General features: G+C 71.6%; 21 protein-coding genes and 1 riboswitch. Of the genes, 14 read left to right on the top strand and 7 right to left on the bottom strand.

Features of this window, described 5'->3' with window-relative positions; translation table 11 throughout:
* Positions 1-41: 41 nt before the first annotated feature.
* The 7 genes from O0S08_RS15540 to O0S08_RS15570 all read right to left on the bottom strand — a co-directional run bounded on the left by O0S08_RS15540 (position 42) and on the right by O0S08_RS15570 (position 8,185).
* On the bottom strand, positions 42-1,115 hold the full coding sequence (locus tag O0S08_RS15540; protein WP_269039928.1) for a hypothetical protein: 1,074 nt from the start codon (positions 1,113-1,115) through the stop codon (positions 42-44).
* Between the two features lie 504 nt (positions 1,116-1,619).
* Positions 1,620-2,621, bottom strand: a complete 1,002-nt coding sequence (locus tag O0S08_RS15545) for a FecCD family ABC transporter permease (RefSeq protein WP_269039929.1) — start codon at positions 2,619-2,621, stop codon at positions 1,620-1,622.
* Positions 2,618-3,493: an ABC transporter substrate-binding protein gene (locus tag O0S08_RS15550; protein ID WP_269039930.1), complete on the bottom strand. Its 876-nt coding sequence runs from the start codon at positions 3,491-3,493 to the stop codon at positions 2,618-2,620. The genes O0S08_RS15545 and O0S08_RS15550 overlap by 4 nt, the downstream gene beginning before the upstream one ends.
* Positions 3,494-3,617: 124 nt before the next feature.
* Entirely contained in the window at positions 3,618-4,832 is a 1,215-nt protein-coding gene (locus O0S08_RS15555) for a hypothetical protein (protein WP_269039931.1), read from the bottom strand.
* A 19-nt stretch (positions 4,833-4,851) separates the two neighbouring features.
* On the bottom strand, positions 4,852-6,093 hold the full coding sequence (locus O0S08_RS15560; protein ID WP_269039932.1) for a hypothetical protein: 1,242 nt from the start codon (positions 6,091-6,093) through the stop codon (positions 4,852-4,854).
* Entirely contained in the window at positions 6,090-7,205 is a 1,116-nt protein-coding gene (locus O0S08_RS15565) for a TonB-dependent receptor (protein ID WP_269041964.1), read from the bottom strand. Before O0S08_RS15565 ends, O0S08_RS15560 begins: the two co-directional genes overlap by 4 nt.
* Positions 7,202-8,185, bottom strand: coding sequence for a TonB-dependent receptor (locus tag O0S08_RS15570; RefSeq protein WP_269039933.1), 984 nt, complete (start codon positions 8,183-8,185; stop codon positions 7,202-7,204). The genes O0S08_RS15565 and O0S08_RS15570 overlap by 4 nt, the downstream gene beginning before the upstream one ends.
* A gap of 408 nt (positions 8,186-8,593) precedes the next feature.
* Positions 8,594-8,825: riboswitch (cobalamin riboswitch) on the bottom strand.
* Between the two features lie 176 nt (positions 8,826-9,001).
* Between O0S08_RS15570 and O0S08_RS15575 the strand changes: the two genes are divergently transcribed.
* From O0S08_RS15575 to O0S08_RS15640, 14 genes are all read left to right on the top strand, one after another.
* Positions 9,002-10,654 carry a hypothetical protein gene (locus O0S08_RS15575; protein WP_269039934.1) on the top strand — a complete coding sequence of 551 codons (1,653 nt, stop codon included), beginning with the start codon at positions 9,002-9,004 and terminating at the stop codon, positions 10,652-10,654.
* A gap of 190 nt (positions 10,655-10,844) precedes the next feature.
* Positions 10,845-11,276 carry a tellurite resistance TerB family protein gene (locus tag O0S08_RS15580; protein WP_224194965.1) on the top strand — a complete coding sequence of 144 codons (432 nt, stop codon included), beginning with the start codon at positions 10,845-10,847 and terminating at the stop codon, positions 11,274-11,276.
* Positions 11,277-11,364: 88 nt separating this feature from the next.
* On the top strand, positions 11,365-11,925 hold the full coding sequence (rpoZ, locus tag O0S08_RS51055; protein WP_276082599.1) for a DNA-directed RNA polymerase subunit omega: 561 nt from the start codon (positions 11,365-11,367) through the stop codon (positions 11,923-11,925).
* Positions 11,926-11,949: 24 nt separating this feature from the next.
* Positions 11,950-12,285: a hypothetical protein gene (locus O0S08_RS15590; protein WP_269039935.1), complete on the top strand. Its 336-nt coding sequence runs from the start codon at positions 11,950-11,952 to the stop codon at positions 12,283-12,285.
* A gap of 45 nt (positions 12,286-12,330) precedes the next feature.
* The gene (locus O0S08_RS15595) at positions 12,331-13,845 is read left to right on the top strand and encodes an acetyl-CoA carboxylase biotin carboxylase subunit (RefSeq protein WP_269039936.1); all 1,515 of its coding nucleotides are present in this window, start codon (positions 12,331-12,333) and stop codon (positions 13,843-13,845) included.
* An 89-nt stretch (positions 13,846-13,934) separates the two neighbouring features.
* Positions 13,935-15,566: a CTP synthase gene (gene pyrG / locus O0S08_RS15600; RefSeq protein WP_269039937.1), complete on the top strand. Its 1,632-nt coding sequence runs from the start codon at positions 13,935-13,937 to the stop codon at positions 15,564-15,566.
* A 214-nt stretch (positions 15,567-15,780) separates the two neighbouring features.
* Positions 15,781-17,250 carry an RNA polymerase factor sigma-54 gene (rpoN, locus tag O0S08_RS15605; RefSeq protein WP_269039938.1) on the top strand — a complete coding sequence of 490 codons (1,470 nt, stop codon included), beginning with the start codon at positions 15,781-15,783 and terminating at the stop codon, positions 17,248-17,250.
* 96 nt (positions 17,251-17,346) lie between these two features.
* Entirely contained in the window at positions 17,347-18,000 is a 654-nt protein-coding gene (hpf, locus tag O0S08_RS15610) for a ribosome hibernation-promoting factor, HPF/YfiA family (RefSeq protein ID WP_269039939.1), read from the top strand.
* 65 nt (positions 18,001-18,065) lie between these two features.
* Positions 18,066-19,097 carry an HPr(Ser) kinase/phosphatase gene (gene hprK, locus O0S08_RS15615; protein WP_096325960.1) on the top strand — a complete coding sequence of 344 codons (1,032 nt, stop codon included), beginning with the start codon at positions 18,066-18,068 and terminating at the stop codon, positions 19,095-19,097.
* A 2-nt stretch (positions 19,098-19,099) separates the two neighbouring features.
* The gene (gene rapZ / locus O0S08_RS15620) at positions 19,100-19,978 is read left to right on the top strand and encodes an RNase adapter RapZ (protein ID WP_269039940.1); all 879 of its coding nucleotides are present in this window, start codon (positions 19,100-19,102) and stop codon (positions 19,976-19,978) included.
* Entirely contained in the window at positions 19,971-20,399 is a 429-nt protein-coding gene (locus tag O0S08_RS15625) for a PTS sugar transporter subunit IIA (RefSeq protein ID WP_269039941.1), read from the top strand. The genes rapZ and O0S08_RS15625 overlap by 8 nt, the downstream gene beginning before the upstream one ends.
* Positions 20,396-20,671, top strand: a complete 276-nt coding sequence (locus tag O0S08_RS15630) for an HPr family phosphocarrier protein (protein WP_267708655.1) — start codon at positions 20,396-20,398, stop codon at positions 20,669-20,671. The genes O0S08_RS15625 and O0S08_RS15630 overlap by 4 nt, the downstream gene beginning before the upstream one ends.
* Entirely contained in the window at positions 20,668-22,491 is a 1,824-nt protein-coding gene (gene ptsP / locus O0S08_RS15635) for a phosphoenolpyruvate--protein phosphotransferase (protein WP_269039942.1), read from the top strand. Before O0S08_RS15630 ends, ptsP begins: the two co-directional genes overlap by 4 nt.
* 23 nt (positions 22,492-22,514) lie before the next feature.
* Positions 22,515-23,360, top strand: coding sequence for an alpha/beta fold hydrolase (locus O0S08_RS15640; RefSeq protein WP_269039943.1), 846 nt, complete (start codon positions 22,515-22,517; stop codon positions 23,358-23,360).
* The last annotated feature ends 9 nt before the right edge of the window (positions 23,361-23,369 follow it).

The raw sequence follows: 23,369 nt of genomic DNA on the forward strand, positions 1-23,369 counted from the left end.
GGGTCCGACCGGGGTCGGGTGCGCAGCCGCCGTCCGCGGCCTCACGAGCCGGTGCGCGCGATCTTCACCGGGTCCGGGGCGTCGACCGGGTGCTCGGCCCACTCGGCCTCCAGCTCGGCCCACAGGCCCATGACGACGGCCTCCTGGTCGGCCCAGATCTCGCCGCCCAGGCCCTTGCTCGGCTCGACGCCCAGCATCTTGAGGGTGACCGACTTGTCGGGGTCGAGCCCGAACTTGGCCGCGCGCGAGCGGAAGTACTTGCCCATGATGGCGGCCACGTTCTCGCTCTTGCTGGGGCACAGCTTGCCGCCGCTGACGGCCCGGTGCACGGTCTCCCAGGTCGCCCTGGTGGTGTGTTGATAGCGGCGGCCCGCGGCGTCGGTGCACTCGATGGCCGCTCCCGCCTTCTTGATCACGCGGACGACGGCGCGGCGGTAGACCAGGATGTCGACGATCGCGTCGCAGAGGACGCGGGGGTCGGCCTGGTTGTCCCACACCTGCGTGAAGTAGTTGGAGTTCATGCCGAATAGGCCGTAAGTCTGCCAGTGCTCGGGTTCGGCGTGATGCGGATTGCCCTCGTAGAGCTTGGCGGTCTTGCGCCACGCTTGTAGGCTGGCCTCCAGGTCAGGTGACAGGCGGTGCACGAGTCCTTGCTGCAGGCTCGACTCGCGCGCGGCGACCAACTGGAGCAGCTTGAGAAAATCGTCGCTGGCCTTGAGCCGCTTGACGACGTGGGCGAGCACGGCATAGGTCCGTTTCTGCTCGTTCCGCGTCAGTCGCGGGCGCTGGTCCTCGACGCCGTGAACGCACTGCCGGGGTAGGAACTGCTCGACCTGTGCGCGGTCGGCGGCGACCTGCGCGGCCTCGTCCGCGTCGGCTGCGACGGGCACAGGCGCCGGCGCCTCGATGATGCGGGTGGGCGCTCGCAGAACGTTGTCCAGGCGGCTCGGGGCGGTCCGTTCGACGCTGCCGAGGTCACCGTCGACGTCGTAGCGGTCGCCGTCGACGTCGTAACGGTCGTCGAGCCTGACCTCGTGGGCCGCTTCCGCGCTGGCCCCGTCGTCGAAGACGTCGGTGACGACGGCGACGATGTAGGCCAGAGCTGTCAGTTGCACCAATCTCATTCCGCAACACTCCTTCGTCTCCGCTGAGCTCGCTGAGGTGGTTCGGCGGCTTGGCTCATCAGGCCGACAAGAAGAAACCGAAAGCGGTGGTCCGTCCAGTGCGGGCGTGCAGGAAATTGCCGCGCGCACGAGCGTGCGGCCGCGTGGCTCGCGTGCATGTGCACGAGCGACCGGCGTGAGAATGTGACAGTCGCTCGTCTGTGTCCGCGCGTCGGCTTTGCTGCAGGCACAAGATTTGGACAGCGCTCTACGCGTGCACCCAAGATGTTGTATGTGATGCGACTTCGACGTCGCGCACATCAGCGCCGTGGTCTGAAAGCCGCACGCGTCGCGACGCGCCTCGAACACGCCGCACTCGCGCAGCGCAGGAACGCATGCTCTGGCTCAGACAAAGTCACTCAGATCGGCGTGCGCGTGCTGCGGTGCGGTCACTTGACCGCGTTCGATCGTACGACGCGCGGACACGCGACGACGATGCATGTGCAACCGTCGCGCTCAGCCAGCGAGCCCGCGCAGGCCTCGACGCCGCAACAACCACAAGAAGAACGGCGCCCCGACCAGGCTGGTGATCACTCCTGGAGGGATCACGACGCCGCTGGCCGAGCGAGCGACCGCGTCCACGAGGATGGTCGCGCTCGCGCCGACCAGCGCCGCCAGCGGGACGAGTCGGCGATGACCTGGCCCCGAGGACATGCGAGCGACGTGCGGCGCGACCAATCCCACGAACGCGAGTACGCCGGTCAGCGCGGTCGCGGCGCCGACGAGCAGGCCGACCGCGAGGACCACGAGCAGGCGGAGGCGCGGGAGGTCGACGCCGAGCGAGGCGGCCGCGTCGCTGCCGAGGTGGAGCGCGTCGAGGTCGCGGCGCAGCCACAGCGCGAGCGCGAGCCCGAGGCCGCAGGGGGGCAGAGCCCACGACAGGTGCGGCCAGCTGCGGCCCTCGAAGCTGCCCATCAGCCAGTAGACGACCTTGAGCCCGAAGTCCCACTGATGCGAGGCGAGGGCCTGGCACACGGTGATCAGCGCCGAGCACAGGGCCGCCAGCGCGACGCCGGCCAGCAGGAGGACCGCGAGGCTGGCCTGTCGCCCGGCGGCGGCGAGCAGCAGGCCCATGGCCGCGGCCGCGCCGACGGCGGCGACGACGGGGATCGCCCACAAGCCGGCGCGGTCGAGGCCGAACAGCAGGCCGACGACGGCGAACAGGGCCGCGCCCGAGCTGACGCCGAGGACCCCGGGATCGGCCATCGGGTTGCGGAACAGGCCCTGGCACAGCGCGCCCGCGGCCGCCAGGGCGGCGCCGACCAGGCCGGCCAGCAGCGCCCGCGGCAGCCGCAGGTCCCACACGATCGCGCCGCGCAGCCCGAGATCTTCGCCGAGCAGGCGGCGGCCGATCACGCCCAGCGCCTCGCCGAGGCCGATGTCCCCCGGACCTGTCCCGAGAGACACGAGCAGCGCGATCGGGATCGCGGCCGCGGCCACCCAGGTGGTGCGCGTCACGGCCGCTCCGCGAGCAGGCGGTCTTGCAAGATCTCCGCGGCCCGCGCCATGCCTTCCCCTGTGCTGGCGAGCGCGCGTCCGGGCACCGCGACGATCCGCCCGTCGCGCGCGGCCGCGGTCGCGCGCACCCCGGGCAGCGCGGCCACGGCCGCCTCGGCGGCGCGGCAGGCCGGGTCGTCGGGCTCGGGCGCGGGGCAGCCGGTGACGATCACCGGCGGGTCCCACGAGACCATCAGCTCCAGGGCCACAGGGACATGTCCTTCGAGACCTTTCTCTTTGGCCATGTTCGAAAGGCCAGCCACCTCGGCGACGTCGTCGAAGCTGGTGCCGCCGGCCGCCGCGTGGCCGTCGGCCCAGCTGACCGCCGCCAGGGAGGCGGCGGGCCGGCGCGCGGCGAGGCGGGCGAGGCGGGCGTCGAGGTCGCTTAGCAGGCGCTCGCCGGCGGCCGGGTCCTCGACCACCGCGGCGAGCCGGCGCACGTGCGCGCGGTAGTCGGCGAAGCCGGTGAAGCGGGTGAACTCGAGCAGGCGGACGCCGTGGCTCGACAGCAGCTCGCGCACCTCGGGCGAGGTGAAGCTGGCGATGATCGCCAGGTCGGGCTCCAGCGCCAGCAGCCCCTCGGAGGTGAGTGCGCGGCGCGGGACCGCGGGCGGCCACACGCCGGCGACCCCGGAGTAGCGGGGGTCGTCGGCAAGCGAGCTGACGCCGACCACGCGGGCCTGCGCCGCCGGGCCGAGCGCCCACAGCACCTCGTCGGCGAGGATCGTCTGCGAGACGATCCGCCGTGCGGGCGCGTCGCCGGCCTCGCGCGCCGGCGCGGGTGCACCTGTACAAGCAGACAGGGCGAAAAGGACAGCGAGGCCGCGCGCCACCGCGGGCAGTCTAGTGTCGCGCGGGCGGCATTTCGACCCCTTTTCGCCCGGCGTGACGCGAGCGCACGCGCGGCCTCGCGGGACCGTGTGCACGGGAGAACTCGTGGGCGCGGCGGGCATGGCGTCAGGGGATCGCCACCGCGGCGTACGGGGCGAGGCCGAGCGCGAGCGGGGCGCCGGGCAGCTGGGTCGGCGGGCTCTGGCGCAGGTCCCACGCGCGCAGGCCCGAGGCTCCGTGGGCGCGGTCGCCGAAGTAGAGGACGTCGCCGACCACCTCGAGGCTCTGCTCGACCGACTGCAGGCCGGCCGCGATCTCCACCAGCGGCTCGTCGCGGTCGAGGGCGGCGCGGAAGAGCGCCAGCTCGCTGAAGTCGACGCGGTAGGCCGCGAGGTAGATGTCGACCTCGCCGGGCCCGAGGTCGAACGCCTGCGGCTGGCGGTAGTCGGTCAGGCCGGCGGCCTGCAGGCGGGTGTCGGCGACCGCCCACTCGGATGTCCCGGAGGACAGGTCGACGCGCTCGAGCCCGGTGGTCAGGACCAGGGCGGTGCGGCCCGAGGCGTCGGCGGGGTCGAGGCGGAGCTGCCGGGCCCACGCGCCGCGCAGCGCCAGACCCTGGGCGCCCGGAGCCGCGGGCTCGAGGTCGTGGACCGCGCCGCTCGCCAGGTCGACGGCCGCCAGGCGCGCGTGCGGCTCGTTCGGCACCAGGCCGGCGTTCTGGTCGACGCGGTCGACTGCGACGAACAGCACGTCGCCGCACAGCAGGAGGTCGGAGGCCTCGGGGTTGCCGTCGGCGTCGGCCAGCGGGGACAGATCGATGCGCCCGGTGAGCGCGGGAGCTGTCCCATCGGCCAGGTCCCACACCTGCACCTCGGGGGCGCCGAACAGGCTGACGTAGCCGCGGCCGTCGGCGCCGACCACCAGCGCGTGCGGGTTGGCGCTGACGACCGCGGGATCCTCGGCGACGATCGCCCGCTGGGCCAGCAGGCGGAAGCCGTCGTCGGGGTCGAGCACGTCGAGCGCGTCGAGGCCGTAGCGGTGCAGCACGTAGGCGACGCCGTCGTAGTAGAACGGCTTGGCGTCGGTGCTGCCGACGGCGACGTCGGCGCTGGCGGTGAAGCCGTCGAGCGCGACGGTGCTGACCCCGCCCGTGGCGAAGTCGGTGGTGGTCATGAGCAGGCGGGTCGGCGCGGCCGCCTCGCCGACGCAGGCGCCGACCTCGCGCGGCCAGCCGGCGATCGGGGTCGGCGCGTCCGAGGCCGGCGGCAGCTCCTCGGCCGGCGCGCCGCCGACGTCGCAGGCCGCGACGACCAGCGCGAAAGTACAGGTGCGAACGGACATGTTCATGGAGACCTGTCTCTCAGGGCATGGGGATGAAGGTCCAGGGCGCGACCGCGGTCTTGAGGCCGTCGGCCTGCGTCTCGGCGCCGGTGGAGACGTCGTAGACGCGGACGCCCGGCTCGGCGGGGTCGGCGTCGCCGATCCACAGGCGGCCGTCGAGCTGCTCGAGCATCTTCTCGCCGGACTGCAGGCCCTCGACCACCTTGACCGGCGCGGCCGGCTCGCCGCCGTCGAGGCCGACCTGGAACACGGCGGCGGCCGGGAACTCGCCGTCGGTGGCGGTGAGGAAGATCGAGGCGCCGTCGGGCGCGAGCGCGAACGCCTGCGGGTCGAAGCCGTCGATGCCGGCCTCCGCCAGCACCTCGGGCGCGACCGCCCACTCGGATGTCCCACGGGACAGGTCGACGCGCTCGACGCCGGAGGTCAAGACCAGCGCGGTGTGGCCGCTGGCGTCGGCCGGGTCGCGGCGGAACTGCTTGGGGTAGGGGCCGAGCAGGGCGATGCCCTGGGCGCCGTCGGTCGCCTCGTCGAGGTCGAGGACGGCGCGGCCGGCGAGGTCGACGGCGACGAGGTAGCTCTTGTCGACCGGGGCGAAGTCGACGAGCCGCTGGACGCCGACGAACAGGACCCCGCCGCAGGCGAGCGCGACCCCGGCCTCGGGGCTGCCGTCGGCGTCGGCGAACGGCGAGAGGTCGATCTCGCCCTGCAGCCAGGCCGACGACTCGGCGGCGGAGAAGTCGTAGATCTGGACCGCCGGCGCGGCGAACAGCGGCACGTAGGCGAGGCCGTCGGCGGCGAAGGTGACGCCCTGCGGGTTGGGATCGTCCGAGGCGGGGTGGGTGACGTCGACCGAGCCGCGCTGCAGCCACTCGCCGGCGCGGTCGACCACGTCGATGCGGTTGAGGCCGAAGCGGTGGACCATGACCAGCCAGTCGGCGGTCGCGCCGAGGACGGTGTCGGTGGTCGCAGGCAGGATGTCGGCGGTGACCTGCATGTCGCCCATGGCGACGCGCCCGAGGCCCGCGGGGGCGACGAAGTCGTTGGTCACCAGCGCCAGCTGTTCGGCGGTCTCGAGGCCGAAGTCGCAGGGGGCGTCGAGCTCGACGACGATCGGTGCCTCACCTGTCGTCGGGGACATGTCCGTGGTGCCATGTCCTTCGGTGTCGGTGCCGGTGTCGGTGTCGCCGGCGGTGTCGCCGCTGGACGGGTTGCAGGCGGCGAGGGCGAGGGCGGTGGTGAGGAGGGCGGGGCGGCTGATCATGACGGTCTCTCGGTGGTTCGCGGGCGGCGCGGCGGCTGGAGATCGACGCGCAGGGTGGTCCAGAGGCTGGTGCCGGGGAGCGGGAAGAAGAAGAAGTCGCTGATCGGGACGGTCACCGGGGCGCTGCCGGCGACCGGCGGCTGCCAGGTAGCGACGCGCGCGCCGAGCAGGTTGCGGACCTCGAGGGCGAGGTGGATCCGCGCGAGCAGGTGCAGCTCGAGGAAGGCGCCGACGAGGGTGCGCGCGGGGACCTCGAAGCGGCCGCTCGGGTCGAGGAAGGTGCGCGCGGCGTGCTCGAAGGTGGCGCCGAGGCGCGGGATGAACTCGCGGCCGCGCAGGTCGTAGGCGTGGCCGGCGGCGACCTGCACGAACAGCTCGTGGCGCGGCCTGCCGGGCAGCGGCTGACCCCGCATCGACGGCTCGGCGCTGCCGTTGCGGGTGGCCAAGAGGGTGTAGTTGCCGCGCAGCTCGAGGTCGCCGTCCAGGAGGCGCAGCGCCGCGGCGGTCTCGAGGCCGGCGACGCGGGCGCGATCGAGGTTGGTCGGGCGCAGGTACGGGCCGGTCTGCGTCCACGCGATCAGGTCCTCGGACCAGGTGACGAACCCGGCCGCGTGGGCATAGAGGCTGGTGCGCCCGCGCGGCGTGCTGACGACGAGGCCGCCGTCGAGGCCGGTGCCGCGCTCGGGCCTCAGGCCCTCGTTGCCGACGGCGTAGCCGCGATCGCCGAACAGCTCGACGAGGGTCGGCGGCCGGAAGTAGCGGCCGGCGCTGGCGCGCAGGCTGATACCTGGCCGAAGAGACAGGCGCATCCCGAGCCGCGGCGAGACGCCGACGCTGGTGTGGTCGCGGCCCTCGTCGCTCTGCTCGCCCTGGCCGGCCGGGACGGCGAAGGCGCTGCGCAGGACGTCGAGGCGCACCGCCGGGGCCAGCTGCAGGCGCCCGCCGAGCAGCCGCTGGTCGAGCTCGAGGCCGAGGCCGCCGGCGATCCGCCTGCGGTCGGCGTCGCCGGTCGCCCCGAGCGGGCCGGTCGAGGCGGCGCGCTCGTCGACGCGGACGAGCTCGCCGCGGACGTCGCCGACCAGGCCGATCTCGGCGCCGCGCCAGACCGTCACGCGGCCGCGCGGCGAGGCGTAGAGGTCGAGCGCGCGCGTGCGCTGGTCGTCGCGGGCGAGGCCGATCTCCCCGGCCGGATCGCGGAAGCGGACCTGCTCCGCGAGGACGCCGAACACGCCTCGATATGTCCTTTAGACCAGGTCCGGCGGACCCTCGCGACCGTCCGCGCCGACACCGTCCCCAGCCGGGTGCGCCGCGCCTGGGCCCCGGTCGCCATGCTCGGCACGCCCTGCTCCTTGACGAACACCAGCTCCTGCACGCTGTAGCGCAGGCCGCCGACGCGGCCGTGAACGGCCACCTGGGTCAGGGCGCGGTCGTAGCCGTTGTTGAGCCGGCGATCGAGGCGGTCGTCGCTCGGGTCGAGCGGGGTCTCGCCGATGTTGTGGAACAGGAAGTCGCCGGCCGCGCCGGTGTAGCCGGCGCGCAGGTCGAGGCAGTGCGCCGGCGCAGATGTTTTTGGGGACATGCTTGATTGGACATGTCTCGAAGACCTGGATCGCAGCGGCACGCTGGCGCCGACGCGGGCCTCGCGGGCGGCGAACGAGCCGGCGCCGACGACTGCGCGCAGGCGCGGGGCAGGGTCGCAGCGGAGGTCGGAGCCGAGGTCGACCGCGCCGCCGAGCGCGGCCCCGCCGTAGGCGATCGGGACCAGGCCGCGGTAGATCGTGACCGCGCCGAGGGCGTCGAGCGGCAGATCGGCGAGGTTGACGACGCCGCCGCTGCCGGCCGACAGCGGCACGCCGTCGAGGAACAGCGCGACCTGCTGCGCCGACGAGCCGCGCAGCGACAGCGCCGAGTACTGCCCGAGCCCGCCGAGGCTGCGCACCGTGGCGCCGGCGCTGCGCGCGAGGATCTCCGGCAAGCCGTCGGCCGACCGCGCGCCGCGCTCGGCGGCCAGCTCGATCGCGGTGTGAAACCCCGGCCGCTGGGCGTCGAGGCGGCGCTGGGCGTCGAGGCCGTCGCCGTGTCCGGCGCGCACGACGGTGCGGTAGGGCCCGGCGAGGCCGCGACGGGGACGAGAGGCCGGCTCGGTGCGCGTCGGTTGCGGCGAGGCGTCGAGCGCAGGCGCAGAGCTCGAGTCACTGCGCCGCGCGAGGCGATCGGCCTCGTCGGTCGCAGGCGCGCGGGAGGGCAGCGCGCGAGCCGTCGGCGGACGCGCAGCGGCGCTCGGGATGACGACGAGCGCGGCGACGACGGCACGAACGAGGCCGCGGAGGCCCGGTATGAAGGGGGCGAGGGCGATGGCGAGTGACTCCCGTCTCACCAGGCTCTCGAGGGTCGAGAGCCGTCACGGCCGGAGCCGTGCGTGCGATCGCAGGAGCGGGGCCACGCCGAGCGCGCCCGAGGTCGAACTCCCGCGACCTCCCGCCGCGCGCCGATGCGGCGCGCGCGGACGTGGCACACGGCAGGTCTCCTGGCTCACGGGTCATCCTCGACCGGCGCCTTCCCACGGCCCATGGCCGCAGTGGTCCCCATGCGGGGTCGCCGGTCTCGTCGCCGTTTACAGTGGCGGGAGCCGCATCGGACTGGGTGTCGTCGACGTGAGTCGAAACACCGCACCGATTTCCCTCTTCGAACCGGGCTGGAGATCCAGCCCGACCGCGTGCGTGGATGGCTTGTCAAGCAGCGCGCCTCGGACCCGTTTCCGGCGAGGCGAGGGCCTTACTGCGCTTTCGGGCGCGCGATTGTCAACGGAGCGATCGCGCGCTGACTCACACATGCCGCACGCGCTTTCCCCGATTTGTCAGGGTTTTGCGAGTTGAGAGGCCAATAAAAAAAACGTAAGTTCCGAAACATGCTGCGCTCCTACATCGCCCTCGCGCCTCTCCTCTGCCTGTCGGTCGCGTCCGCGTGTTCGATCGACGTGAACATCTCGGGTACGGAAGGACCCGACACGGGCGTCTTGAGCGCCACCGACACCGACGCCGACCCGACCAGCGGCACGACCGCCGAGCCGACCACGGGCGAGCCGTTCGAGGCGTTCCCGGCGCGCGGGGGGATCGTCATCGACCGCGTCGAGGCCAACTCGGGCGTGGCCGTGGCGATCGGGAAGGACGGCGCCGAGGTGGGCGGGGCCGATCGCGTGGCCTACCTGCCGGCGCGGCGCGACACCCTGATCCGCGCCTACGTCAAGCTGCCCGAGGACTGGGTGCCGCGCGAGCTCGAGGCCCAGCTGAAGCTCAGCGGCGGCGGCGTCGACAAGGTCTACACGGCCAAGATGCTGGTCGAGAACGACTCCCGCGACTCGGACCTCACCAGCACCTTCTCGTTCGGCGTCAAGGCGGAGCACGTCCAACCTGGCCTCAAGTACAGCATCACTTTGTGGGAGACGGCGCCTGGCGCGGAGGACATGCCCGAGGGCGACGTGCCGCCGCAGTCGCCGCACAGCGGCAACGCCTTCGTCGGCATCGAGGACGCGATCGCCAACATGCGCGTCGTCCTCGTGCCGGTCGCCTACGACTTCGGCGGCTGCCAGGCGACGGTGGACGGCGCCGCGATCGAGGGCAAGTTCAAGCAGGCGCTGTTCCAGCAGAACGCGCTCGAGTCGCTCGACTTCACCGTCCACGAGCCGTACCCGGTGACCTTCGACATGACGCAGTACCAGGGTCTGTCGCGGCTCGTCAGCGAGATGAGCCAGCTGCGCACCGCCGAGGGCGCCGACCCGAACGTCTACTACTACGGCATCTTCGACAACTGCGGCGAGTGCATCGGCGGCGGCGACGGCATCGCCACCGGCTGCACCGTCGGCCTCGCCGCCGACATCACCGGGCCGGACAAGTCGGACGCCTCGCGTCGCGCGGCCGCGGGTCAGATGACGGGCAAGCCCGAGGACACCTTCGTCCACGAGATCGGCCACACCCAGGGCCGGCGCCACATCGAGTGCCCCGGCGGCAACTCGCAGGGCAACGACGGCACCTACCCGCACGCCAACGGCATCATCGGCGTGTGGGGCTTCGGCATCCAGGACATCCGCCTGCGTCACCCGAGCACGCACTCGGACTACATGAGCTACTGCGGCTCGACGTGGGTCTCCGACTGGCAGTGGAACAACACCTACCAGCGGATCCGGACCCTCAGCGGGTGGGACCTCGAGGGCGCGCCTGCGCCGGGTCACGATCACCCGGGCGAGGGCGGCCTGCTGCTCGGCGCCATCGACGACGGCCAGCAGATCTGGTGGACGGCGCCCGGCTCGCTCGGCGACGACGTCCCGCGCAGCGCCACCCACACCGTCGACTTCGAATTCGCCGACGGCACCATGCCGGTGGCCGCCCAGGTCAGCGTTCGTCCGCACGGCACCACCCTCAACATCGTCGCGCCGCTGCCGGCCGACTTCGATCAGCGGCAGCTTCAGGGGCTCACCTTGCGCGCGCCGGAGGGCGACAGCGCCGTCGAGCCGACCGCTGTCCGCTGGCTTCACCGCCCGGATCGCCTCAAGGCCGCCGAGTGAGTCCGCGGGTGACCGGCCGCGCGGCGCAGGAGATCTACTCCGCGCGCGCGGTCGCGGCGCGCGGTCCGCTCGCTGCCCGCACGCCCGTCCGCGTCGGCGCGGGCAGTGATTTTCAGGCCGACGACGCGCGGCCGCGCCGGCTATCCAGGGACCTGGACTTGGGTTAGCCTGGGCCGACTGGAGTAAGCGGATGCTCGACTTCCCGATCGCAGAGCTCATCACCCCCGAGGAGCAGGTGGCTGTCGCCCGCGCCGTGGCGATCATGGCATCCCGCGACAATCAGGTCTCCGACAGCGAGCGCCACTTCGTCGAGGAGCTGATGGGTCAGATGATGCTCCTCCCCGAGGAGCGCGACCTGGTCCGCCGCGAGTTCTCCCACCCGTCCGACCTGTCCAACGTGGCGCGGTCGGTCCAGCACCGCGAGGCGCGGATCTTCCTGTTCTACCAGGCCGTCTGCGCCGCCCTCGCCGACAACAAGATCGTCGACGGCGAGATGGAGGCGCTGCTGTTCCTGGCCGAGGCGTTCAACTTCCGCCGGGAGCACGCCACCGCCTTCATCGCCTGGGTCCGCGACACCCTCGACCTGCGCGAGCGCGGTCAGCAGCTCCTCATCGAGATGTGAGTCGCCGCGGATCCGCGGTTCGGCGGCCGTTCAGGCCGCCCGGCCGGGACTTGCGCCTTCGCCCCTCACCCCCCATACTCCGCCCCCCATGGCCCGCGTCACCGTCGAAGACTGCCTCGAGCTGATCCCCAACCGCTTCGCCCTCACGATCCTCGCCGCCCGTCGGGCTCGGGCGCTGCTGGAGGGCAAGGGCACCGCCCAGGTCGTCTGCGACAACAAGCAGGCCGTCACCGCCCTCCGCGAGATCGAGGGCGGCCAGGTCCGCTACCAGGAGCAGATCACCGGCGTCATGCTCGAATACATCGAAGAGCAGCGCCAGAAGCTCAAGCTCACCAGCAACGACAACACCTTCCTCGAGGCCGCGGCCTTCAGCGTCATCGAGGGCGAGGAAGAGTCGGAAGAGGGTGACACGATCCCCGAGCTCACGGCGGACTTCGAGAAGGTCGGCATGGCCCCCGAGACCACCGAGGGCGACGAGAACGTCGACGTCGAGGAGACCGAGACCGAGACCGAAGAGGCCACTGAAGAGGAAGAGGAGCTGGGCCCCGCGCCCGACCTCGACGACGCCGCCGGCCTCGAGGACCTCGACGACGCGGGCCTCGACGACGAGGAGCTCTCCGGCAGCGAGACCGAAGAGGACGACGAGTAGGCGAGTCGGCGGGAAAGAAGCCCCGTGCGTCCGTCCGGCCCGAACTCGCGCCGCAGCACCGCAGGGGTGCTCGCCGCGCTGTTCGGGCCGTTCGTGCTCCTTGCGCTGACCGGCTGCGTCGACAAGACGCCGCCGCCGCTGTGGCCGACGCCGCCGCCGCCGCCGATGGCCACGCCGATCGGCGTGCCCGAGCGGGCCGCGAGCGGCGGGGGCGGGCAGCCCGGCGAACATGAAGATGCGTCCATGAAGCCCGAGAGCGCGGCGCCTGCAGTCGACGCGCCTGCGGCTCACGAGCCCGAACGGTCGCCCGAGCAGCCGGGTGCGCTCGGTCCGTGGCAGCCCACGCGCACGCACCGGTGACGCCGCGGCGTCCGGCGTTTTGTGCTACCGATCCGGCGTTCCGTCATGACGCCGCCCTTTCGCAAGATCCTGGTCGCCAACCGCGGTGAGATCGCCCTGCGCGTGTTCCGGACCTGCGCCGAGCGTGGGATCGCCACGGTGGCCGTGTACAGCGACGCCGACCGCGACGCCCTCCACACCACGATGGCCGACGAGTCGGTGCACATCGGCGCCGCGCCCGCTGCCGAGAGTTATTTGCGCGTGGACCGGATCCTCGCCGCCGCCAAGGCCACCGGCGCCGAGGCCATCCACCCCGGCTACGGCTTCCTCAGCGAGCGCGCCTACTTCGTCGAGGCCTGCAAGGAAGCGGGCGTGGTGTTCATCGGCCCGAGCGCGCACGCGATGAACGTGATGGGCGACAAGGCCGGCGCGCGCAAGGCCATGCGCGAGGCGGGCGTGCCGGTGGTCCCTGGCTTCGACGACATCGCCGACGCCGAGCAGGCCGAGTCCGCGGCGCGCGAGATCGGCTTCCCGGTGATGCTCAAGGCCTCGGCGGGCGGCGGCGGCAAGGGCATGCGGATCGTGCACGAGGCGGCCGATCTGCGGCGGGCCTACGAGGGCGCCGCGCGCGAGGCCAAGGCCTCGTTCGGCGACGACCGCATGCTGATGGAGCGCGCGGTGCTCAGCGCGCGCCACGTCGAGATCCAGCTGATGGCCGACCGTTACGGCGAGACCGTCTACCTCAACGAGCGCGACTGCTCGGTCCAGCGGCGCCACCAGAAGGTCATCGAGGAGAGCCCCAGCCCGAGCCCGCAGATGACCCCCGAGGTGCGCAAGGCCATGGGCGAGGTGGCGGTGCGCGCGGCCAAGGCGGTCGACTACACCGGCGCGGGCACCGTCGAGTTCCTGTTCGAAGAGACAGCCAAGGGTCCGCGCTTCTACTTCCTCGAGATGAACACGCGGCTGCAGGTCGAGCACCCGGTGACCGAGGCGACCTGCGGGCGCGACCTGGTGTGGGACCAGATCCGCGTCGCCGCCGGCCAGCCGCTCGGCTACACCCAGGCCGACGTCGAGCTGCGCGGGCACGCCGTCGAGTGCCGCGTCTACGCCGAGGACCCGCGCAAGTTCCTGCCCTCGCCGGGCCTCGTGCGGCTGGTCCGCTGGCCGGTCGGCGCCAACATCCGCATCGACACTGCCGTCGCCTCGGGCAGCGTCGTGTCGCGCTTCTACGACCCCATGATCGCCAAGATCACCACCTGGGGCCCCGACCGCGCCGCGGCGCTGGCCCGCATGCGCGAGGCGCTGCGCGAGACGGTCCTCCTCGGCATCGAGACCAACCTCGCCTTCCACCTGCGCTGCCTCGACGAGCCCGACTTCCTCGCGGGCGACTTCTCGACCCGCTACATCGACAAGCACCCCGACCTCGTCGCCGAGCACGTCCCGAGCGACGCCGACGCGCGAGCGATCGCCGCGGCCGCCGCGGTGCGGGCCGCCGAGTCGCTGTCGCGTGCAGGTGCGTCGACTCAAGGCGGCGAGGCCGACGTGTCGGCCTGGCGCCGCTCGGCCCGCTGGCGCGGCTGACGACGCACGATCTTCGTGCACGTCGCGTGAGCTAGGCACGCGGCGACGACGATGGATCCGGGCGCGCTTTTTTGCCATACCACGGGCCCGTGGCAAGCAGTCGCGGGAAGCACACCAAGTTCATCTTCGTCACGGGCGGCGTGGTTTCGTCGCTGGGCAAAGGGCTGTGCGCAGCGTCGATGGGCGCGCTCCTCGAGGCGCGCGGGCTCAACATCGGCCTGCAGAAGCTCGATCCGTACCTCAACGTCGACCCGGGGACGATGAACCCGACCCAGCACGGCGAGGTGTTCGTCACCGACGACGGCGCCGAGACCGACCTCGATCTGGGTCACTACGAGCGCTTCGTCTCGCACCGGATGTCGCGCCACAGCAATTATACTTCGGGGCAGATCTACGAGGCCGTGATCCGCAAGGAGCGGCGCGGCGAGTACCTCGGGCAGACGGTCCAGGTCATCCCGCACGTGACCAACGAGATCCGCAGCTGCATCCTCGCGGCGGCGGAGGGGCTCGACCTCCTGATCGTCGAGATCGGCGGGACCGTCGGCGACATCGAGAGCTTGCCGTTCCTCGAGGCGATCCGGCAGCTGCGGCTCACGCTCGACCCGCGCGACACCGTGTTCGTCCACCTCACGCTGCTCCCGTTCATCCGCACCGCGGGCGAGCTCAAGACCAAGCCGACCCAGCACTCGGTGATGAAGATGCGGGAGATCGGCATCCAGCCCGACCTGCTGGTGTGCCGCTCCGAGCAGCCGATCAGCAAGGGCACGCGCGACAAGCTGGCGCTGTTCACCAACGTGCGGGCCGACAGCGTCATCTCGCTGCCTGACCAGGAAATCATCTACAAGGTCCCGATGGTGCTGCGGGCCGAGGGTCTCGACGACAAGATCTGCGAGATGCTCAACATCTGGAGCCGCGAGCCGCCGCTGGAGGAGTGGCGGCGGATCGTCGACACGCTCGAGCACCCGCAGCACCGGGTCTCGATCGGCATCGTCGGCAAGTACGTCGACCTCGCCGAGAGCTACAAGAGCCTGCACGAGGCGCTGGTCCACGGCGGCCTGGCGTGCAACGCCGCGGTCGACATCGTCTACGTCGACGCCGAGCAGATCCAGGCCTCGGGCGCCGAGGCGCTGCTCGGCGGGCTCGGCGGCGTCCTGGTCCCGGGCGGCTTCGGCTCGCGCGGCAGCGAGGGCAAGATCGCCGCGATCCGCTACGCCCGCGAGCGCAAGATCCCGTACCTCGGCATCTGCCTCGGCATGCAGATGGCCGTCTGCGAGTTCGCCCGGCACGTCGGCGGCATCGCGGGGGCCCACAGCACCGAGTTCGACCCCTCGCTCGACGGGGCCGTGATCGCGCTGATGGCCGAGCAGGAGGACGTGGCCGACAAGGGCGGGACCATGCGGCTCGGCGCCTACGACTGCGACCTCGCGCCCGGCAGCCTGGCCGCGCGGATCTACGGCCGCGGCCGGATCTCCGAGCGCCACCGCCACCGCTACGAGGTCAACAACCGCTACCGCGAGCGGCTCGAGGCCAGCGGGCTCGTGCTGTCCGGTCGTTCGCCCGACGGCACTCTGGTCGAGATGATCGAGCTGCCGCAGGACCGGCACCCGTTCTTCGTCGGCTGTCAATTCCACCCCGAGTTCAAGAGCCGGCCGACCGCGCCGCATCCGTTGTTTACTGCGTACATCGCCGCGGCTTTGCAGTACCAGCGCGAGCGCGCCTGAGGCCCTGGCGGCCCGCTCCGGGGCCCGCAAGGCCCCGGGTCGGCGCGGGGGATGGGTCGCCGGAGTCTGGGCGACGCCGCGGAAATCCCCGGCCAGTCACCGCGAGCGAGCGGCCGAGGTGGGTGCGGGGGGCACCCGCCTCGTCGCCGTTGGTTCCAGGTGTTGGCTCTGCTAAATTACTGGTTTAGCGAGGCGACGGACCATGGCACTTCAGATGCGCCAAGACCTGCGGATGAGCACGCAGCTCGTGATGACGCCGCAGCTCCAGCAGGCGATCAAGCTGCTTCAGCTGTCCCGTCCCGAGCTGGTCGACCTGGTGCGCAGCGAGCTGATGGAGAACCCGCTGCTCGAGGAGGCGCACGAGATCGGCACCAGCGCCGAGGAGCCGGTGAGCTCGGTCGAGCTGCAGGACGCGGTCGACGCGCCGCAGAACGAGCCGGCGCCGACGGAGCCGGCGAGCAGCGCCGAGGTCAAGGCCGACGAGGTCCCGAAGGAGGGCGCCGACTGGGAGGCCTACGCCGACTCGATGGAGTACATGCCGCCGTCGGCCGGGAGCGCGACGCGCACCAACAACGACGACGAGGAGGGGCCGTCGATCGAGGCGACCCTGACCCGCGCCGAGACCTTGGCCGAGCACTTGATGTGGCAGGTGCGCCTGTCCAACTTCGGCGAGACCGGCGAGGACGTCGCCGAGTACATCGTGCGCTGCCTGTCGCCGGCGGGCTACCTGCAGGAGAGCGCCCCGCAGATCGCGCGCAAGCTCGGCGTGTCGACGCTCAAGGTCGAGACGCTGGTGCGGAAGATCCAGCAGCTCGACCCGGTGGCGATCGGCTCGCGCAACCTCGCCGAGTGCCTGTGGGTGCAGGCCAACCACCCCGAGCACCCGGTCGAGGATCCGCTGGTGCGGGCGATCATCGCCAAGCACCTGCACAACCTCGAGATCCGCAACTATCAAGCCGTCGCCAGGGACACCGGCGAGGCGCTCGAGGAGGTCTACGAGGCCACCAAGGTGATCATGGGCATGGACCCGAGGCCGGCGCGGGCCTACGGGGTCGAGACGCCGCAGTACATCACGCCCGACGTCTACATCATCAAGGTGGGCGACGAGTTCGTGGTCACGCTGAACGACGACGGCCTGCCGCGGCTGCGGATCAGCGGGCTCTACAAGGAAGCCGTGGGCGAGCACCCGAAGGCCAAGGAGTACATCCACGAGCGCATGCGCTCGGCGCAGTGGCTCATCCGTTCGATTCAGCAGCGCCAGCGGACGATCGTCAAGGTCACGCGCAGCATCCTCAAGTTCCAGCGCGAGTTCTTCGAGCGCGGGCCGCAGCACCTGCGGCCGCTGATCCTCAAGGATGTCGCCGAGGACATCGAGATGCACGAGTCGACGGTCTCGCGGGTGACCACCAACAAGTACGTGCACACCCCGCAGGGCATCTTCGAGCTCAAGTATTTCTTCAACGCCGGCATCAGCCGCACCACCGGCGACGACCTCGCCAGCGAGGCGGTGAAGGAGCGGATCAAGAAGCTCATCGACCTCGAGGACGAGGCTCATCCGTACAGCGACCAGCGCCTCGTCGAGCTCTTGCAGGAGGAAGGCATCGACATCGCCCGCCGGACGGTCGCCAAGTATCGCGAGCAGCTCGGCGTGCTCTCGAGCGCGAAACGCCGTAAGCTCTTTTAAGCCCAATTTGCCTGGCCTTTCCTGGCCTTCCGGTCAGACAATCAATACGAGCCGGCCCCCTGCCGGAGCCAAACCCACCAAGAAGGTGCCCGATCGATGCAGACTCACTTCGTTTTCCGCCAGATGGAGTCTTCCACCGCCCTGCGCGGCTACGCCGAGGAGCGCCTCGAGAAGATCAAGCGCTACTTCGCCGAGCCGTTGCGGGTGAGCTGCACGTTCACCGTCGACAAGGTGATGCACATCGCCGCCTTCGACGTCACCCTGCGCAACGGCCTGCAGCTGCACGCGCAGGAGTCGACCGAGAACATGTACTCGTCGGTCGACATGGCGCTGGCCAAGATGGAACGACAGGTGCGGCGCTACAAGGCGCGGATCAAGCACCACAAGGGCAGTGAGGGCCGTTCGGCCAAGGTCCGCCTCGGGGTCATCGCCGCCGAGAGCATGGTCGACCAGATCGTCGAGGAGGAGGACGCCGCCGCCGAGGCCGCCGCGACCGTCGCCGCCCTCGCCAACGGCAACGGCCACGCCAAGCCGGAGTCGCGCCCCGTCATCATCCGCCAGACCGAGGTCACGACCGAGCGCATGACCGTCGACGGCGCCATCATGCAGATGAACCTGCTTCACAAGCAGTTCTACGTGTTCACCAACGCCGGGTCCGGCGAGATCAACGTCGTCTACGTGCGCGAGGACGGCAATTACGGCCTCATCGAGCCCAACGGGACCGAGGCCGAGGCCGCCGCCGCCACGTGACCGGCCCCGCAGCGCGCCCCGCGGGCTCGCGCCCGCCGGGCGGCCCCTGCTAGACTGCGCCCACCATGCGCAGAGACGCCTCGATCGAGGTCGGCAAGTTCCTCGACGCCGCCGCCGAACCGCTCCAGTTGACCTTGCTGTCCGACTGGGGCGAGCTCGACCGCAAGATCACGAGCATGCGGATCCAGAAGCCCGGGCTCGCGCTGTCCGGCTTCGTGAAGCACGTCTTCCCCGACCGGATCCAGGTCCTGGGGCTGACCGAGATCGACTACCTGCTCAGCTGCTCGCCGGAGCAGGCGAGGGCGGGTCTCGAGGCGTTCTGCAGCAAGCCGCTGTGCTGTCTCGCCATCTCTCGCGGCCTCGACCCGCCGGACTTCCTGATGGACGTCGCCCGCCGCCACGGCGTGCCGGTGCTGCGCAGCCCGCTGATGAGCTCGGTCTTCATCTCTCGCCTGACGCGCAAGCTCGAGGACCTGCTGTCGCCGCGCGCCACCATCCACGGCGTGCTGATCGACGTGCTCGGCGTCGGCCTGCTGCTGATCGGCCGCAGCGGCGTCGGCAAGAGCGAGGCGGCGCTCGACCTGATCCTCAAGGGCCACCGCCTGGTCGCCGACGACATCGTCGAGGTCTCGGTGCGCCCGCCCGACACGGTGTGGGGCGCCGCCCTGGAGATGCATCAGCACCACATGGAGATCCGCGGCCTCGGGATCCTCAACATCACCCACCTCTTCGGCGTCGCCGCGGTGCGCGACAACAAGAAGATCGAGGTCGTCGTCGAGCTCAGCGAGGCCCAGGAGGAGGACTACGATCGCCTCGGCACCGAGCCGCAGGTGTGGCCGATCCTCGGCGTGGATGTCCCTCTGGCCAGGATCCCCCTGCGACCCGGGCGCAACATCGCCTCGCTGATCGAGGTCGTCGCCCGCAACCAGGTGCTGAAGTTCCGCGGCCACGACTCGGCGCGCGAGTTCCAGGAGAAGATCAACGCCCGGATCGCCGCCAGCGCCCGCGGGGCCAACATCCGCGGGCCCGGGCCGGACGTGCCGGTGCCGACTCCGCGGGCCAGCTCCGGCGCCGTGCCTTCCCCCGAGGTCGAGTAGTCGTGGAACTGCTCGTCGTCACGGGCATGAGCGGGGCGGGCAAGTCGACCGCCCTCGCGGCGCTGGCCGACATCGGCTTCTACTGCGTCGACAACATCCCCGTGCTGCTGCTGCCGCAGCTCGTCGACGTCCTGGCCGCCGAGGAGGCTCCGCGGCGGATCGCCGTCGGCATCGACGCGCGCGAGGTCGGCCACCTCGGCGCCTTCGCCGGCGTCCACTTGCAGCTGGTCCAGGCCGGCCACCGCGTCGAGATCTTGTTCCTCGACGCCCCCGACGACGTGCTCGTGCGTCGCTTCGCCGAGACCCGCCGGCGCCACCCGCTCGGCGAGCTGCCCGACGCGATCACGGCCGAGCGCGCGGGCTTGCGCTCGTTGCGGGTGCGCACCACCGCGACCATCGACACCGGCGGCCTGCGGGCGCGCGAGCTCCGGCAGATGATCCGCGACCGCTACAGCGCCGCCTCGGTGCTGCACCTCGTGTTGACGTCGTTCGGCTTCAAGACCGGCCTCCCGAGCTTCGCCGACCTCGTGTTCGACGTCCGCTTCCTCGCCAACCCCTACGACGTCGCGGTCCTGCGCCCGCGCACCGGCCTGGACGCCGAGGTCGCCGCCTTCGTCCTCGGTCAGAGCGACGCCATGGTGTTGCTCGACCACCTCGAGGGCCTGCTGCGCTTCGTCGTCCCGCGCAGCGTGCGCGAAGGGCGCTCCTACCTCACCGTTGCGCTCGGCTGTACTGGCGGGCAGCATCGTTCCGTGGCCTTGACGGAAGCCCTCGCGCAACGGCTGTCCGCGGGCGAACCGCTGTCGCGGCCGCCGCCGCAGCTCATCATCCGCCACCGCGATCTCCCGGACGCGGCGGCCAAGGAGACGGTCCATGCCTGAAGCAGTCGGCATCGTCCTCGTGGGTCACGGTCGCAGCGCCAGCGCCTTGTTGGAGGCCGCGCGCGGCGTGTGCGGCGAGGCGGGTCTGGTCGACGTCGTCGCCATCGACGCCGGTCGCGGCGAGACCGACGACCTCAAGTCGCGCCTCAAGGCCGCGCTCAAGGCCGTCGACCGCGGCCGCGGCGTCCTGATGATCGCCGACGCCTACGGCGCCAGCCCGTGCTCGTGCGGGATCCGCGAGGCGACGGCGCCGCCGGTGGTGCTCAGCGGGCTCAGCTTCAACATCCTGCTCAAGCTCGCCAGCCTCGACCGCACCGCGCTGTCCCCCGAGGAGCTCGCGCGCGCCTGCGCCGACTCCGCCAAGCGGGCCCTCGCAGTCCACGTCCCGGCGCCCGCGCCCGCCAAGGAGAGCACCGCATGAGCAAGCAGATGCAGGGTGAGTTCGAGATCGTCAACAAGCTCGGGCTCCACGCCCGGGCCGCGAGCAAGCTGGTGAACCTCGCCAACAAGTTCAAGTCCGACGTCTGGATCGCGCGCGAGGGCACCGAGGTCAACGCCAAGAGCATCCTCGGCGTGCTCATGCTGGCGTGCGGCCAGGGCAGCCGTGTCATGCTTCGCGTCGAAGGTGCCGACGCCACCCCGGCCTTCGACGCCCTGAGCAAGCTGATCAAGAGCGGATTCGGAGAGCTGTGAACGACGGAGCGGAGAGCGCCGCTTTCTCGGGCCTGTTTCGTCAGGCCGACCTCGGCCTGCGCCGCGAGCTCGACGGCGCGGCCGCCAGCCCAGGCGTCGGCATCGGTCCGGCCTACGTCGTCGATCGTCGGCGCGTCCACGTCCTCCACACGCACATCGATCGCGACCTCGTCGAGGCCGAGATCGAGCGCCTGCACGAGGCCCTGCGCGCGTGCCGGCAGCAGATCGAGGTCGTCAAGAGCCGCCTCCCGCACGGCGAGCACCGCCAGATCTTGAAGGCGCAGCAGATGATCCTGCGCGACCCCGACCTGATCCAGCGGACCGAGACCTTGATCCGCGAGGAGCTCGCCAACGCCGAGTGGGCCCTCACCACGGTCACCGACCAGATCCTCGAGGTCCTCGGCAACGCCGACGACAACTACTTCCGCGAGCGCGGCAGCGACCTCACCTACTTGATCGAGAACGTCTTGCAGGCGCTGCTCGGCGAGCACGGCGACGAGATCGACCCACCGGCCGGTTCGGTGGTGGTGGCCCAGGATCTGAGCCCCGCCGACACCGCCAGGATGCACCGCTGCCAGGTCGCGGGCCTCGTGACTGGCGTCGGCGGCAAGACCTCCCACAGTGCCATCATGGCGCGCTCGCTGCAGATCCCCGCGGTCGTCGGCGTCGACGACGTGCTGGCGGCGGTCGACGCCGGCGACCTCATCGTCGTCGACGCGGTACGCGGGCGAGTCATCGTCCGGCCCGCGCCGGAAGAGGTCGCTCATTTCCAGGCCGAACGCGACCGTCACCTCGCCTTCGAGCAGAAGATCCGCAAGGAGCACGCCTTCCCCGCCGTCTCGCTCGACGGCCTGCACGTGCGCGTGCGCGCCAACATCGCCATCTCCGAGGAGCTCGACCTCGCGTTGCGCCACGGCGCCGAGGGCGTCGGCCTCTATCGCAGCGAGTACATGTTCATGAACCGCGACACCCTCCCGAGCGAGGAGGAGCACTACCGCATGGCGAAGCACGTCCTGCGGCGCTGCGCCCCCTACACGGTGGTGTTTCGCACCTTCGACCTCGGCGCCGACAAGCCGACGAAGCTCCTCGAGCTCGAGGATGAGCGCAACCCGGCGATGGGCATGCGGTCGCTGCGGCTCGCGCTGCGCGAGCGCGACATGTTCCTGGCCCAGCTGCGCGGCTTCCTCCGCGCCGGCGTGCACGGGCCGCTGGCGATCATGTTGCCGCTGGTCGGCGGGGTCGACGAGCTCGGAGCCGGCCTCGACGCGATCGAAGAGGCGCGCGACCAGCTGGCGACCGCCGGGGTCGCGCACGCCGACGACATCGACATCGGCGTCATGATCGAGACGCCTGCTGCTGCGCTGACCGCCGAGCACTTCGCCCGGCGCGTCGACTTCCTCAGCATCGGCACCAACGACCTCATTCAGTACACGCTGGCGATCGATCGCGAGAACGAGGCCGTCTCGTACCTCTACCAGCCGATGCACCCGGCGATCCTCCGGCTGATCAAGGAGGTCGCCGAGGCGGGCGCGCGGCACCACGTGCCGGTCAGCCTGTGCGGCGAGATGGCCGCCGACCCGCGCTACACCTGGGTCCTCCTCGGCCTCGGCGTCGCCGAGCTGTCGATGCACCCGAGCGCGATCCCGGTCATCAAGCACATCATCCGCTCGTCGAAGACCGACGACATGAAGGACCTGGCCGAGCGCGTGCTCAAGGTCGACTCCGCCAGCGAGGCCGACGAGCTGGTGCTGGCGACCATGCGCACGCGCTTCCCCGAGCACCTCCGCCACGGCTGCAGCGAAGGGGAGGGCGGGCCGTGAAGGCCCCGGGCTATCAGCCCGTCGTGCCCGACCGCTCCCGGCTGGTGTCGCTCGACTTCGGCCGCCTCTACCTCCGCGACATCGGCCCCGCCGCCGGCCCGCCGCTGCTCCTGATCCACGGCCTGATGGTCTACGGCTACGCCTTCCGGGCCCTCGTCCCCGAGCTCGCGTCGACGCGTCGCCTCCTGATCCCCGACCTCCCGGGCGCCGGCGACAGCGACCGTCCGCCGCCGGTCCACTGCGCCGGTTACAGCCCGACCTGGCTCGCGCGCACCTTGCTGGCGCTGCTCGACGACCTCGGCCTCGAGCAGGTCGACGTCCTCGGCCACAGCTGGGGCGGCGCGATCGCGGTCTGCCTCGCCGACGCCGCCCCCGAGCGGGTGCGCCGCCTGCTCCTCGTCGACGCCACCTGCTTCGCCATGCCGTTGCCGCTCGAGGGCCGCCTCGCCCTGGTCCCCGGCCTCGGCCCGTATGTCTTCAAGAACCTGTACCGAAGGGCAGCTCTGGCGCACTACCTGGCGCGCGCCCTCGCTGACCCGCGCCGGCTCGGCGACGACGACCTCGACCTCTACTGGGACCGCCTCGCGCGCACCGGCGGGCGCGAGGCGGCCTACGCGATGTTGACCCAGCTCGCCAACGACGAGCGCATGGCCGCCATGTTGCCGCGGCTCAAGGCGCTGGCGTGTGACACGCTCGTCATCTGGGGCGAACGCGACGCGATCGTCCCGCGCGAGCACGCCGAGCGCCTGCGCGGCGCCATCAGCGGCGCGGGCCTCGTATGGGTCGACGGTTGCGGTCACGCGGTCGCCGAGGAGCGGCCCGCGGCGCTGACGGCGCTGGTCCGCGAGCACCTCGGCGCAACGGCCTGATACCATCGG

This window comes from Nannocystis punicea (assembly GCF_026965555.1).
Taxonomy (GTDB): Bacteria; Myxococcota_A; Polyangia; order Nannocystales; family Nannocystaceae; genus Nannocystis; species Nannocystis punicea.